Here is a 12,641-nt window from a genome sequence, read left to right as displayed (position 1 = left end):
TTCACATCGGTGCCCGCTCTTGTGCGCGGTCCCGTTCCGAAATGCAAAAACCGCGCTCCATCGGGAACGCGGATTTGCCAGATACGCATGGCGCTTCGCTGACTGGACACTTGCGAAACTTACGGGCTCCGGGACGCGAGACCTGATCCGGAGCGCCGGGCGGTTGCGATAGGCCGCCTCGCACTCCGTTCTACAGGGACATCGTTACCGGGTGGTTATCGATAGTTTAAGCAAATCTAAATTTCCGATGTTTCTTGCCGGAAACCGAAAGCCCCTCGAGTTCGAGGCTGAAAGCGCGTCGCGCCTGAAGGGCAGGCTTTTGGGCGACATGCGTTACGCCGGGGTGCCGCGCAGGAAATTTATGATGCCGGAGAAGTCGGCAGCGGCATGCCCCTGGGCGTTGAACAGCGCATAAAGCTGTGCGGCCTCGGCGCCCAGCGGCGTCACCGCACCGGCGCTTTGCGCGGCTTCCTGCGACAGTTTCAGGTCTTTCAGCATCAGTGCCGCGGCAAACCCCGGCCTGTAGCCATCGTTGGCCGGCGATGTCGGCACCGGACCAGGGACCGGGCAGTAGGTGGTCAGCGACCAGCACTGGCCCGACGAGTTCGAGGCGACGTCGAACAGCGCCTGGTGCGACAGGCCGAGCTTTTCCGCCAGAACGAAGGCTTCGGCGACGCCGATCATCGAAATGCCCAAGATCATGTTGTTGCAGATCTTTGCCGCCTGTCCGGCGCCGTCATCGCCGCAATGGACGATGCGGCCGGCCATCGGCTTGAGGATTGGTTCGGCCTTGGCAAAAGCTTCCTTCGAGCCGCCGGCCATGAAGGTCAGCGTGCCGGCGGCGGCGCCGCCGGTGCCGCCGGAAACCGGCGCGTCGATCGACAGCAGCTTGTGTCTGGCGGCAATGGCGTGGGCTTTTCGTGCCGATTCGACGTCGATGGTCGAGGAATCGATGAACAGCGCGCCTTTTTTCGCTTTTGGCACGATGTCTTCATAGACCGACAGAACGTGTTTGCCGGCCGGCAGCATGGTGATGACCACATCGGCCTCCTTCACCGCGGCAACGGCATTGGCCATGACGACGACCCCATGCTCCTTGGCGTTGGCGAGATTTTCCGGGATCAGGTCGAAGCCGTGAACGGCATATCCAGCCTTGACGAGATTGGCTGCCATCGGATTGCCCATATTGCCGAGGCCGATGAAGGCGATGGTGGTCATGATGGCACTCCGTGGTTTGGGTAAGGCAGTTGTAGGCAGGCAGTAGGGCAGTAGGGCAGTAGGGCAGTAGGGCAGTAGGGCAGTAGGGCAGTAGGGCAGTAGGGCAGTAGGGCAGTATATTCGGGCGCTAGTTGCTTATAAGTTGCGAAGCATTTTTCCTATGCCTAGGTCGCATCTGATAAAGCTTGATCATGCGCCAGATATCTCCCCTGCTGCCATACAATAAGGTCCTTGTAAGAATTGATCCTGCCGGTCACTACTACTGCCCTACTGCCGCCCGATCAGCGCGCGTGCGATGATGACGCGCATGATCTCGTTGGTGCCTTCGAGAATCTGGTGAACGCGCAGATCCCGCACCAGCTTCTCGATGCCGTAATCGTGCAGATAGCCATAGCCGCCATGCAGTTGCAGCGCGTCGTTGGCAACGTTGAAGCCGATGTCGGTGACGAACCGCTTGGCCATCGCCGACCATTTTGAGGCATCCGGGGCCTTGCGGTCGAGCTTCGAGGCAGCGGCGTAAAGGAATATCCGTGCAGCCTGCAGCTCGGTCTCCATGTCGGCCAGCTTGAATTGCAGCGCCTGGAACTGGTTGATCTTGACTCCGAAGGCCTTGCGTTCGGCGGTGTAGGACAACGCCTTGTCGAGCGCCGATTGCGCCCCGCCCAGCGAACAGGCGGCGATGTTGAGCCGACCGCCGTCGAGCCCGGCCATGGCGATGCCGAAGCCGGCGCCTTCGTCCGAGAGCAGGTTTTCAACCGGCACCTTGCAGTCCTCGAAGACGACCTGGCGGGTCGACTGCATGTGCCAGCCCATCTTGTGCTCGTTGGCGCCGAAAGACAGGCCGGGCGCATCTTTCGGCACGACGAAGGTCGAAATGCCCTTCGGACCGTCGGCGCCGGTGCGCGCCATGACGATGTAGAGGTCGCTGTCGCCGGCGCCCGAAATGAACTGTTTGACGCCGTTCAGCACATAGTCGCCACCGCTCCTCACCGCGCGCGTCTTCAGCGCCGCGGCATCCGATCCCGAACCCGGCTCGGTCAGGCAATAGCTCGCCAGCCATTCCATCGAGGTCAGCTTCGGCAGGAAGTGCTGGCGCTGCTCGTCGCTGCCGAAGCGGTCGATCATCGAAGCCACCATATTGTGGATCGAGATGAAGGAGGAGAAGGCCGGATCGGCGCGCGAAAGCGCCTCGAAGATCAGCACCGCGTCGAGCCGGCCGAGCGCCGAGCCGCCGACATCGTCACCGACATAGATGCCGCCAAGCCCGAGCGGGCCAGTCTCGCGGATCACGTCCGCCGGAAAATGCTTGTTGCGGTCCCAGTCGAGCGCGTTCGGCGCAACGCGATCGGCAGCGAAGGCCTCGGCCATTTGCTGGATGGCGCGCTGGTCCTCGTTGAGTTCGAACTGGCTGGTGCCCGCATCGACAGCGGCGTCCATGGCGTGCTCCGTAATGTCTTCGGCCTCCTGGCCTTTCGTTTTTGGCTTTGCGCGCGGTTCAATCTAGACCAATGATGCCGCCGCGCAAGCCGACCATCTCCATTCCACCATCTGGGGGCGGCTGTATGAGAATGCGTGTCTGGAGCAGGGCGTGACGACAAATTTCGATGAGCTGCTTGAACGGTTCCACGCCACGCTCGAAACATTCGATGATGCGCTGGTGCGCGATGCGGTGGCCCGGATCGGCTGGGCCATGCCGGCGCGTCCGCTCGAGCCGCGTCCGCTTGCCTGCCTGCGCCAGCTCGACCGCATCGTCGAGCTCGCTCCGGCCAACGCCCAGCCGTTGGCGCGGCTGCTTGCGGAGCGTCGCGGCGAGCTGCGCTGGGGGCAGACCTACAGCGAGGCGGATCTCGGCAAGACATTCATCGACAAGTACGGCTGGCTGGAGGTCTTCGGCATGCGCGGCCATTTCGTCAACGACGAGGCCGCGGCCGGCTTGCTGATCCTCGGACCTGAAATCGTCTATCCCGACCACCATCATGTCGCCGAGGAGATCTACATTCCGCTGACCGGCGGCACCGAATGGCGCATGGACGAAGACGACTTTCGCAAGCGAGAGGCGGGTGAGGTGATCCACCATGCCTCTGATGTCAGCCATGCCATGCGCACCGGCAAGGAGCCTCTGCTGGCGCTCTACATCTGGCGCGGCGGACCACTGGCCGCGAAATCCACGATCACCGGCAGCGTTTCACAGGGCAGGAATTAATGGCGGCCAAGGCGATCATGCTGCAGGGCACAGGCTCCGATGTCGGCAAGACGGTGCTGGTCGCGGGCCTCTGCCGCGTGGCGAAAAAGCGTGGGCTGAAGGTGCGGCCGTTCAAGCCGCAGAACATGTCGAACAACGCCGCCGTCGCCAATATACCGGGCGACAGACGCGGCGGCGAGATCGGCCGCGCCCAATGGCTGCAGGCGATCGCCTGTGGCGTTGCGCCCACCGTCCATATGAACCCGGTGCTGCTCAAGCCGCAGACCGATATCGGCGCCCAAGTGGTGGTGCAGGGTAAGGTGTTCGGCGAGGCGCGGGCGCGCGACTACCAGGCGCTGAAAGCCCGGCTGATGGATGCCGTGCTGGAATCCTGGGCCAAGGTCGCCGAGGGTGCCGACCTCGTCATCGTCGAAGGCGCCGGCTCGCCGGCCGAGATCAATCTCAGGAGCCGCGACATCGCCAATATGGGCTTTGCGACGCGCGCCAACGTGCCGGTGATCCTGGTCGGCGACATCGACCGCGGCGGCGTCATCGCCTCGGTCGCCGGCACCCATCTGATCCTGCCGGAAGACGACCGGCGAATGATCGTCGGCTATCTCATCAACAAGTTCCGCGGCGATGTCTCGCTGTTCGATGACGGCATCAAGGCGATCGAGAGCTTCACCGCCTGGCGCTGTTTTGGCGTCGTGCCGTGGCTGAAGGCGGCGGCGCGGCTGCCCTCGGAAGATTCGGTTGTGCTCGAACGACTGGCGTCCGGCGAGAAGCGCGCGCTGAAGGTGGCCGTGCCGATGCTTTCGCGCATCGCCAATTTCGACGACCTCGACCCGCTCAAGGCCGAGCCGCAGGTCGAGGTCGTCTTCGTGCCGCCCGGCCAGCATTTGCCGGACGACGCTGGGCTGGTGATCATTCCCGGCTCGAAGTCGACGATCGGCGATCTGCTAAGATTCCGCGAGAATGGCTGGGACCGCGACCTTGTCGCCCACCGCAAGCGCGGCGGCCACGTCGTCGGCATCTGCGGCGGCTTCCAGATGCTCGGCCGTGTCGTGCGCGATCCCGACGGCATCGAGGGCAGCGCCACCGAGACCGAGGGGCTCGGCCTGCTCGACGTCGAAACGGTGATGCAACCGGAAAAGACGGTGCGCAATGTCAGCGCGCGCTCGGTCCAGTTCGACCTGCCGCTCGAGGGCTACGAGATCCATCTCGGCCGCACCACCGGTCCAGACACGCTGCGGCCGTCCACCGTCATCAACGGCGCCGATGACGGCGCCGTCTCCGCCGACGGCAAGGTGTCGGGCAGCTATCTGCACGGGCTGTTTTCCGCCGACGCTTTTCGGGCGAAATTCCTGGAAAATCTCGGCGTCAAAGGCGGCGGCATCGATTATCGCGCCGAGGTCGAACGGGCATTGGACGAGGTCGCAGCCGAACTGGAAACCCACCTCGACTGCGACGCTATCTTTGGTCTGGCGCGTTAGCTGGCGGGCTCACCGGCCTTTGGCCAATAGGTGCCGAACGACCAGACATTGCCTTCCGGATCGCGGCAGATGAACTCGCGGCTGCCATAGTCGCGGTCGGTGAGCTCTTCCAGTATTTCGGCGCCGGCCTTCTTGGCTCTGGCATAAGCGGCATCGGCATCGTCGACGGCAACATAGATCGAACTGCCGCCACCGGGGCCCGGTGCGCCGATCATCTGGCCAAACTTGTCGTCGCGTGCGGTGCCCAGCATGATCATCGAGGAGCCGAAAGTCAGTTCGGCGTGTTGGACGATGTCGCCTTCGCCGTAGCGGGCATGAACGGCAAAGCCGAAGGCTTCACCCAGCCAGTCGATCATTTTCGCGGCGTTGCGGTAGCGCAAGGTCGGATAGAGCCTGGGCGGTTCGACTGACATGGTCATGACGATTTCCTTCAATTGGATTGGACGATAATCCAGTCTGGGCGAAGGCTTTTCCCACGTCTTGAAGAAATGTTACCGGCGCCTCTATGCCTGGGCGGCCAGCGCCGTCGGCGTTTCGCCGGCAAGGTCGCGGAATTCTCGTACCAGATGCGCCTGGTCGGCATAGCCGCAATCGGCGGCGATATCAGCCCAATCGGATTTGCCCTGCCTTGACAGGCCGAGCGCCCGGTTGAAGCGGACGATGCGCGACAGCGTCTTGGGGCCGACGCCGATCGCGTTGGAGAATTTTCCCGCGAGATGCTTGCGGCTCCAGCCCAGCCTGTCGGCGAGCGATGCGACGCGAATGCGGCCACCCGAGACGATGATCCGGTCATAGGCCCAGGCGATTTCGGCCTGCATTTCGCGGGCGTCGGTCAGCCGCGCGGCGACGAACGTCTCGACGATGGCAAAACGTGCGCTCCAGCCGTGCGCATTGCCAAGTCTTTCGCGCAGCGCGATGCCTTCGATCCCGAGCACATCGTCGAGGCCGACCATGCGGTCGGTCAGTTCGCTCATCGCAAGGCCGAAGAAGCGACGGGCGCCGAGCGGGGTGAAATTGACCTGGATGCAGCAGGCGCCGCCGCGGGATTCGATCACCACCGGACCGGCATAGAGGCCGGCGGCGAAACTGGCGAAGCGGTCGTTGTCGCCCGGCTCCTTGCCGAGCCCGATGGCGAAGGGTTCGGCAAAGCTGATGACCAGCGGCACGGTCAGCGATGCGTATTCGACGTTGCGGAAACGGCCGGGCATGGTTTCGCGGTAGCCGCAGATGTCGGTGACTGAACCCTGGAGCCTAGGGCCAGGCGCACGCCGAACCATCTCGAACCGGTCGAGGCCAGGACTGTGCTGGTTGCTGCCGTCTTCGCTCTGGGCAGACATGAGCTTTCCTCCGCCCGCGGATGGTAGCAGACCAACCCTCAGAATCAAAAGTGCCCGGCTTGTGGCCGGGCGCTCCGAGTTGCCTGAGAGATCTGAGGCTTAAGCGCCGCGAACCAGGCAGCCGCCGGCAAGCACGACATAAGCGATGAGGACGATCCACACCGCGGCCAGGGGAATGAACGCAAAAACGCCGAGAGCGGCGAGAAGACCGATGATGGCGATAACAAGGGATATGATGAAAATAAGCTGCGTAGGCGCACTGAGATTCATGTGTGGCTCCTCCGACATGATTCGTACAACCGCATCCTATCAGGCGCCCCGTTCACACACCAATCAGCGTGCGCAGCGGCGGCGACCACCAACTGTCGATCTTGGCGCCGCCCCTCATCGCCCTGCCGGGCACTTCTCCCCGTTTAGGAACGGGGAGAAGAGGGCGGTGGCGACCTCGGTGAACATTCTGCAACGCTGGTGATTGGCGAAACCTTCGATGGGAGCGCCCCTCTCCCCGTCACTATACGGGGAGAGGATGCCGGCAGGCAGGTGAGGGGCAGCGCCAATGGCCGGAAAAGGGCGAGGAGCCGAATTCAAAACCTGAAAGCGATTGCCCTGTCGAACCACAGCCGACCATTTGCGCAAGGCCGATTCCGCGCTACCTATTTGCAACGAATCGGAAAGGGGTCTCTGATGGCATTCGCATTGCTGGAGCAGATACGCTCGATCTTCGACGGCGACCCCGGCGTGCGCAAGGTCGCGGACGATCCGGTGCTGTCGGCGGAACTGCTGATGCTGTTTCGCATGATTTTGGCCGACGGCACGGTCAACGAGAGTGAAATGGCCGCCTTCAGGCGCATCTGCCGGGAAGCCTTCGGCATTCCGGAAGCCAGCATCGACAGCGTCATCGAATATCTCAACGAGTTCGGCTACGAGACCAACGGCTCGCAAGCCATCGCGCAGTTCCGTGACCTCGACGTCGAGAGGCGCAGCCTGCTTGCCCGCCATATGGCCGAGATCGCCAAGGCCGATTCGCAACTTGCCGGGACAGAGATGCAGCTCTTGCGCCGCACCCTCGACTTGCTCGACATCAGCCCGGCCGATGTGGTGAAGGCCGAAGAGTAAGCCTCTCCCGACGGTCGGCTGTTCACCCCTGTTCCTGTAACCGCCGGGCAATCGCGCGGTGCAGGTCCGGGGCCGCAGCGACCAGCGCCTTGGCGGCTTCGGACTGCGGATGGTCGAGAACGTCGCTCGTCCTGCCGCGCTCGACGATCTTGCCGGCATGCATGATCATCACCTGGTCGGTAATGGCGCGGGCAACGGTCAGATCGTGGGTGATGAACAGATAGGCAACGCCGAGCTTCTGGTTGAGCTCGGCGAACAGGTCGAGAATCTGGGCGCGGATCGAGACGTCGAGCGCCGAGACCGGCTCGTCGGCGACGACCAGTTTGGGGCGGGTGATGATGGCGCGGGCGATCGACAGGCGCTGGCGCTGGCCGCCTGAAAATTCGTGCGGATATTTGTCCATGTCGCGTGGACCGAGGCCGACCTCGTGCAAGGCCTTTGCCACCATCTCGCGCCGCTCTGCATTCGTCGGCCTTTTCTCCAGGACATTCAGTGGCTCGGCGACCAGTTTTTCCACCTTCTGGCGCGGATCGAAGGAGCCGTATGGGTCCTGGAACACCACCTGCATGTCGCGGCGCGCCGGCTTGAGCTCCGCCTCGCTCTTGTCGGTGATGACTTCGCCGCGAAACCGGATCGTTCCCGATGTCGGCCCGTCCAGCGCCAGGACCATGCGGGCAAGCGTGGACTTGCCGCAACCGGAACGCCCGACCAGCGCCACAGACTGCCCAGGATCGATCGAGAACGAGACATCGTCGACGGCGCGGGTCGGAACCGCGCGCTTCAGCAGCGATTTGCGCCGTCCCGGATAGTCCCGCGTCACGCTTTCTACCTGAAGAAGAGGTTTGGCCTGGAGCATGGGGTTGTCTTGGCCGACCTCGTTTGTCCTGGCACGCGCCGGCACATGCATCGAGGCCTGCGCCAGTTGTCTTGTGTAGGGATGAAGCTGCTCGGACAGGGTGCGCGCCGTGTCGCCGGCCTCCATCACTTCGCCGTGGCGCAGGATGGTGATGCGCTCCGCCATTTCGGTCACCACCGCTAGGTCATGCGAGATCAACAGCAGGCCCATGCGGTTTTCTGCGACCAGGTCGCGCAACAGGTCGAGGATCTGCGCCTGCAGCACGACGTCGAGCGCCGTCGTCGGCTCGTCGGCGATCAGCAGTTTTGGTTTCAGCGCGCAGGCAATGGCGATGACGACACGCTGGCGCTGGCCGCCGGAAAGCTCGTGCGGATAGCGCGACAGCGGAAATTGCGCTGAGGGCAGGCCGACCCGGTCGAGCATTTTTCGGGCGCGGTCCTCGGCGTCGGCGCGGCTTGCCCTGGTGTGCCAGCGTATGCCTTCGGCAACCTGCTCGCCAATCGTCTTGACCGGGTTCAGCGCCGTCATCGGCTCCTGGAAAACCATGCCGATATCATCGCCGCGCAGCGCGCACATCTGGTCTTCGCTGGCCGCGAGGATGTCGATGCCGTCGAAGACGACGCGCCCGCTGGCGCGCGCCGCCCAGGGCAGAAGCCGCATCACCGTCAATGCCGCGATCGACTTGCCCGAGCCGGATTCGCCGACCAGCCCCATCACCTCGCCGGGCGCGACGGCGAGCTCGACATCCCTCAGGATCGGCGTGTCGCCGATCGTCAGCGACAATTTCTCGATTTCGAGCAGGCTCATCGCTGCCGCCGCGATTTTGGGTCGAGGATGTCGGCAATACCGTCGCCGAGCAGGTTCAGTCCAAGCACGGTGACGACGATCGCCATGCCTGGAAAGATCGCCATCCACGGCGCCATCCCCATGCGCGTCTGGGCGTCGAACAGCATCCGCCCCCAGCTCGGCATCGGCGGCTGTGTGCCGAGCCCGACATAGGAAAGCCCGGCTTCAGCCAGGATGCCGAGCGCGAACTGAATGGTGCCTTGTACCAGGAGCAAAGTAACGATGTTGGGCAGCACGTGTTCGATGGTGATCAGTGCTTTGCCTTTTCCGGCGGCACGCGCGGCGAGGATGAATTCGCGCGGCCAGATCGCCAGCGCGCCGGCCCGGGCGACGCGGGCGAAGACCGGGATGTTGAAAATGCCGATGGCGATGATGGCGTTGAGCGCGCCCGGGCCGAAGATGGCGGTGATCATGATCGCCGACAGCAGGGCAGGGAAGGCGAAGACGAGATCGTTCAGCCGCATCACCGCCTCGTCGACGACGCCGCCGCGCGCCGCGGCAAGGGCGCCGAGCGGCACGCCAACGCCCATGCCGATACCGACCGCCACCAGCGCCACGGCGATCGAATTGCGGGCCCCGACCATGATCATGGAAAAAATGTCACGGCCGAAATGATCGGTGCCGAACCAGTGCGCCGGCGAGGGTGCCTGGGTCTTGTCGGCGATGATCAGCCTGGTGACGTCAAAAGGCGTCCAGAAGAACGAGACGATGGCGACCGCCGCCACAAGTGCAGTGATGACGAAGCCGGTGAGGAACGAGCGGTTGGTGAAAGCCTTGACGAGGATGTCGGCAAAATTTTCCTCCGGGATGTCGAAGCGCAGCGTCATTGGCGGCTTCTCAGCCGCGGATCGACGACCGCATAGGAGAGATCGACAAGCAGGTTGACGGCGATGACGGCGGCGACCAGCAGCATGACGACGCTTTCGACGACGATCAGGTCGCGCTGGGTGATCGCCTGGAACACCAGCCGGCCGAGGCCGGGGAGATAAAAGACGTTCTCGATGATGATGGTGCCGGCGAGCAGGAAGGCGAACTGCAGGCCGAGAATGGTCAGCACCGGGATCATTGCGTTGCGCAGCGCGTGCCGCCACAGCACCGCGCGATAGGGCAGACCCTTGGCGCGGGCAGTGCGGATATAGTCCTCGTTCAGCACTTCGATCAGCGCCGAGCGGGTGACGCGGGCGAGGATCGCCGCCTGCGGCAGAGCGAGCGCGATCGCCGGCAGGACCAGCGATTTCAGCGCCGGCCAGACGCCGGCGCTCCATCCCGGAAAGCCGCCGGCCGGCACCAGCCGCAGCCAGACGGCAAACAGGTAGATCAGCATCAGCGCAAACCAGAAGTTCGGCACGGCAACACCAAGCTGGGCGGCGCCCATCGCGATCGTGTCGCCGGCCCGCCCGTGCCGGCCGGCGGAAAACAGCCCGACCGGAATGGCGATGATGGTGGACAGCGCCAGCGCGATCAGGGCCAGCGGCAGCGAGACCACGATGCGCTCGCGGACCAGGTCGATGACCGGCACCGAATAGGTGTAGGAACGACCGAAATCGAGGCTCAGCAAGCCGCCGGCCCAGTGCAGATAGCGCGCGGCAAGCGGCGCGTTGAGGCCCATCTGGTTGCGCAGCAACTCGACCTGGTCGGCGCTGGCGTTCATGCCCAGCATCAGCCGCGCCGGGTCGCCGGGAATGATTTCCAGCACGGCGAAGACCACCATCGAGGCCAGGACCAGCGTGATGAGGGCGATGGCAAGACGCTTGAGGAGATAGGCGGTCATGAGGGGAGGACCGCAGCGCTGCCTGCAAAGATCGGGCGACAGTGCTCTTTCACGTCCCCGTCTGTCCTGCCGGACGCGCCGGTCCGAGCCACGGGCCTCGGCAGGACAGTTGCTACAGACAAAAGATAGCGCTCGACCGGCCAATTGTTAATGCCGGCAGCGCAGAACTGAAGCGATTGCCCTGCGGCTCGGGCCAGGCATCTCGGCAGGACAGAGGGGAGTGCCACCGGCTGCAAGCTTCGCCCCTTTGGCCAGCAGCCCCTCACTCCGTCCACTTCACCTTGGTCAAATCATTGGCCTGGATCGGCGCATTTGCCCAAAAACCCTCGAGCTTGGCGTCCCAGACGCCGACTTTCGGCAGTTCGTAGAGGAAGCCGACCACGGCATCGTCGGCCAGTATCTTCTGCGCCTCGCCGAGCAGCGTCATGCGCTTGGCCTCATCGGAGGTGAGGTTCAGATCGGCGATGATCTTGTCGAAGGTCGGGTTGTCGTAGTTGAAGTAATAATCCTTGCGCGAATAGATATCGATGTCGTTGGGCTCGGTGTGGGAAACGATGGTCAGGTCGTAGTCCTTCTTGGTGAAGACCTGGTCCAGCCACTGCGCCCATTCCACCGGCACGATCTGCAGATCGATTCCGACGTCGCGAAGCTGCGACGCGATGATCTCGCCGCCAAGTCGCGCATAGGGGGGTGGCGGCAGTTTCAGCGTCGCCTTGAAGCCGTTCTCCAGGCCGGCTTCCTTCAGCAGTTCCCTGGCCTTCTCGACATTGTGCGGATAGAGACCGGTGAGGTCGACATAGACCTTGTTGGCGGGCGACATGTGCGAGCCGATCGGCACGCCAAGGCCGGCCGAGGCGCCGTCGATGATCGCCTTGCGGTCGAGCGCAAACGAAATCGCCTGCCTGACCTGCAGCCGGTCGAAAGGCGGCTTCTTGTTGTTCATCGAAAGGATGGTCTCACCCTCGGTCGCGCCGATCACCACCTTGAAGCGCGGGTCGCCCTGGATCTGGGCGACGCTGTCGGGATCGAAGAACGGGAAGGCCTGAACATCGCCGGAAAGCAGCGCCGGAACGGCGGCTGCGGCATCCGTGACGATGCGGAACTCGGCCTTGTCGAGGGACACCGGGGCACCCCAGTAGGCGTCGGACTTGATCAGCGTGATTGACGAGCCCTTGGCCCAGGTCTGGAACTTGAACGGGCCGGTGCCGACAGGCGTTTCCTTGTTGGTGTCGGCTGTCTCCGGCGCGACGATGACCGCGTCGCCCCAGCCCATATTGTAGAGGAACGAACTTTGCGGGTTCTTCAGCGTGATCCTGACCGTCGCCGGATCGACCATTTCGACCGTATCGATGGCGGCGAACAGGCCCTTTTGTGCGTTGACGGAGTTGTCGGCACGGGCGCGATCGAGCGAGAATATGACGTCGTCGGCATTGAAGTCGGTGCCGTCATGGAATTTCACACCGCTATGCAGCTTGAAGGTGTAGACCTTGCCGTCGTCGGAAACGGTCCAGCTTTCGGCGAGAGCCGGCAGCACCTCGCCGTCCGGGCCGATGCGGGTCAGCCCCTCGAACACATTGGCGTAAAGCACCTCGTCGATCGCCGCCGCAGCACCTGCGGTCGGATCGAGATGCGGAGGTTCGAGCGTGATGCCGATGACCAGATCGATCCGCGTGGCAAGCGCCGAAGCGCCGTTGGCCAGCACCAGGGCCGCAGCGGTGAGAATGGTTTTCCACAATATCATCGTGCAACTCCCGATATGTTCAAAAACATGCTCGAAACCCGGTGGATAGAAGCGTGATTTCACCAAGGAGTAAATTGCGTT

General features: G+C 63.5%; 12 protein-coding genes. 3 read left to right on the top strand and 9 right to left on the bottom strand.

Translation table 11 applies throughout. The annotated features are described in order from the left end of the window. Positions 1 to 333: 333 nt before the first annotated feature. Together mmsB and AC0L2K_RS22325 are read right to left on the bottom strand one after the other, a co-directional pair. A complete protein-coding gene (gene mmsB / locus AC0L2K_RS22330; RefSeq protein ID WP_473532340.1) occupies positions 334 to 1,218 on the bottom strand; it encodes a 3-hydroxyisobutyrate dehydrogenase in 885 nt (294 codons plus the stop codon). A gap of 267 nt (positions 1,219 to 1,485) precedes the next feature. Then, the gene (locus AC0L2K_RS22325) at positions 1,486 to 2,655 is read right to left on the bottom strand and encodes an isobutyryl-CoA dehydrogenase (protein WP_473532339.1); all 1,170 of its coding nucleotides are present in this window, start codon (positions 2,653 to 2,655) and stop codon (positions 1,486 to 1,488) included. A gap of 151 nt (positions 2,656 to 2,806) precedes the next feature. Between AC0L2K_RS22325 and AC0L2K_RS22320 the strand changes: the two genes are divergently transcribed. Next, complete coding sequence (locus AC0L2K_RS22320; RefSeq protein WP_473532338.1) at positions 2,807 to 3,421, top strand: dimethylsulfonioproprionate lyase family protein; 615 nt, start codon at positions 2,807 to 2,809, stop codon at positions 3,419 to 3,421. Next, entirely contained in the window at positions 3,421 to 4,893 is a 1,473-nt protein-coding gene (locus AC0L2K_RS22315) for a cobyric acid synthase (RefSeq protein ID WP_473532337.1), read from the top strand. Before AC0L2K_RS22320 ends, AC0L2K_RS22315 begins: the two co-directional genes overlap by 1 nt. Here the strand turns inward: AC0L2K_RS22315 and AC0L2K_RS22310 are convergent. The 3 genes from AC0L2K_RS22310 to AC0L2K_RS22300 form a co-directional block, all read right to left on the bottom strand. Continuing rightward, a complete protein-coding gene (locus AC0L2K_RS22310; RefSeq protein ID WP_473532336.1) occupies positions 4,890 to 5,312 on the bottom strand; it encodes a VOC family protein in 423 nt (140 codons plus the stop codon). The genes AC0L2K_RS22315 and AC0L2K_RS22310 overlap by 4 nt on opposite strands. A gap of 84 nt (positions 5,313 to 5,396) precedes the next feature. Beyond that, entirely contained in the window at positions 5,397 to 6,230 is an 834-nt protein-coding gene (locus AC0L2K_RS22305; RefSeq protein ID WP_128166845.1) for a helix-turn-helix domain-containing protein, read from the bottom strand. Positions 6,231 to 6,329: 99 nt separating this feature from the next. Continuing rightward, positions 6,330 to 6,500 (bottom strand): hypothetical protein, encoded by a 171-nt coding sequence (locus tag AC0L2K_RS22300; protein ID WP_023798964.1) that lies wholly within the window; start codon positions 6,498 to 6,500, stop codon positions 6,330 to 6,332. Positions 6,501 to 6,914: 414 nt separating this feature from the next. Between AC0L2K_RS22300 and AC0L2K_RS22295 the strand changes: the two genes are divergently transcribed. Further along, the gene (locus AC0L2K_RS22295) at positions 6,915 to 7,346 is read left to right on the top strand and encodes a TerB family tellurite resistance protein (protein ID WP_023802995.1); all 432 of its coding nucleotides are present in this window, start codon (positions 6,915 to 6,917) and stop codon (positions 7,344 to 7,346) included. Between the two features lie 22 nt (positions 7,347 to 7,368). Here AC0L2K_RS22295 and AC0L2K_RS22290 read toward each other — a convergent pair whose 3' ends face one another. From AC0L2K_RS22290 to AC0L2K_RS22275, 4 genes are all read right to left on the bottom strand, one after another. After that, complete coding sequence (locus tag AC0L2K_RS22290; protein ID WP_473532335.1) at positions 7,369 to 9,009, bottom strand: ABC transporter ATP-binding protein; 1,641 nt, start codon at positions 9,007 to 9,009, stop codon at positions 7,369 to 7,371. Continuing rightward, the gene (locus AC0L2K_RS22285; protein WP_128166841.1) at positions 9,006 to 9,875 is read right to left on the bottom strand and encodes an ABC transporter permease; all 870 of its coding nucleotides are present in this window, start codon (positions 9,873 to 9,875) and stop codon (positions 9,006 to 9,008) included. Before AC0L2K_RS22285 ends, AC0L2K_RS22290 begins: the two co-directional genes overlap by 4 nt. Continuing rightward, positions 9,872 to 10,819 (bottom strand): ABC transporter permease, encoded by a 948-nt coding sequence (locus AC0L2K_RS22280; RefSeq protein WP_128176797.1) that lies wholly within the window; start codon positions 10,817 to 10,819, stop codon positions 9,872 to 9,874. The genes AC0L2K_RS22285 and AC0L2K_RS22280 overlap by 4 nt, the downstream gene beginning before the upstream one ends. A 262-nt stretch (positions 10,820 to 11,081) precedes the next feature. Continuing rightward, positions 11,082 to 12,560: an ABC transporter substrate-binding protein gene (locus AC0L2K_RS22275; RefSeq protein ID WP_473532334.1), complete on the bottom strand. Its 1,479-nt coding sequence runs from the start codon at positions 12,558 to 12,560 to the stop codon at positions 11,082 to 11,084. Positions 12,561 to 12,641: the final 81 nt, after the last annotated feature.

This window comes from Mesorhizobium sp. WSM4817, from assembly GCF_055811135.1.
This window is presented reverse-complemented; position numbering and strand designations above follow the sequence as displayed.

Coding starts and splice junctions, on each gene's coding strand:
- AC0L2K_RS22300 (WP_023798964.1), bottom strand. CDS start 6,500: ATGAATCTCAGTGCGCCTACGCAGCTTATTTTCATCATATCCCTTGTT.
- AC0L2K_RS22315 (WP_473532337.1), top strand. CDS start 3,421: ATGGCGGCCAAGGCGATCATGCTGCAGGGCACAGGCTCCGATGTCGGC.
- AC0L2K_RS22305 (WP_128166845.1), bottom strand. CDS start 6,230: ATGTCTGCCCAGAGCGAAGACGGCAGCAACCAGCACAGTCCTGGCCTC.
- AC0L2K_RS22280 (WP_128176797.1), bottom strand. CDS start 10,819: ATGACCGCCTATCTCCTCAAGCGTCTTGCCATCGCCCTCATCACGCTG.
- AC0L2K_RS22285 (WP_128166841.1), bottom strand. CDS start 9,875: ATGACGCTGCGCTTCGACATCCCGGAGGAAAATTTTGCCGACATCCTC.
- AC0L2K_RS22295 (WP_023802995.1), top strand. CDS start 6,915: ATGGCATTCGCATTGCTGGAGCAGATACGCTCGATCTTCGACGGCGAC.
- AC0L2K_RS22310 (WP_473532336.1), bottom strand. CDS start 5,312: ATGACCATGTCAGTCGAACCGCCCAGGCTCTATCCGACCTTGCGCTAC.
- AC0L2K_RS22325 (WP_473532339.1), bottom strand. CDS start 2,655: ATGGACGCCGCTGTCGATGCGGGCACCAGCCAGTTCGAACTCAACGAG.
- AC0L2K_RS22290 (WP_473532335.1), bottom strand. CDS start 9,009: ATGAGCCTGCTCGAAATCGAGAAATTGTCGCTGACGATCGGCGACACG.
- AC0L2K_RS22275 (WP_473532334.1), bottom strand. CDS start 12,560: ATGATATTGTGGAAAACCATTCTCACCGCTGCGGCCCTGGTGCTGGCC.
- mmsB (WP_473532340.1), bottom strand. CDS start 1,218: ATGACCACCATCGCCTTCATCGGCCTCGGCAATATGGGCAATCCGATG.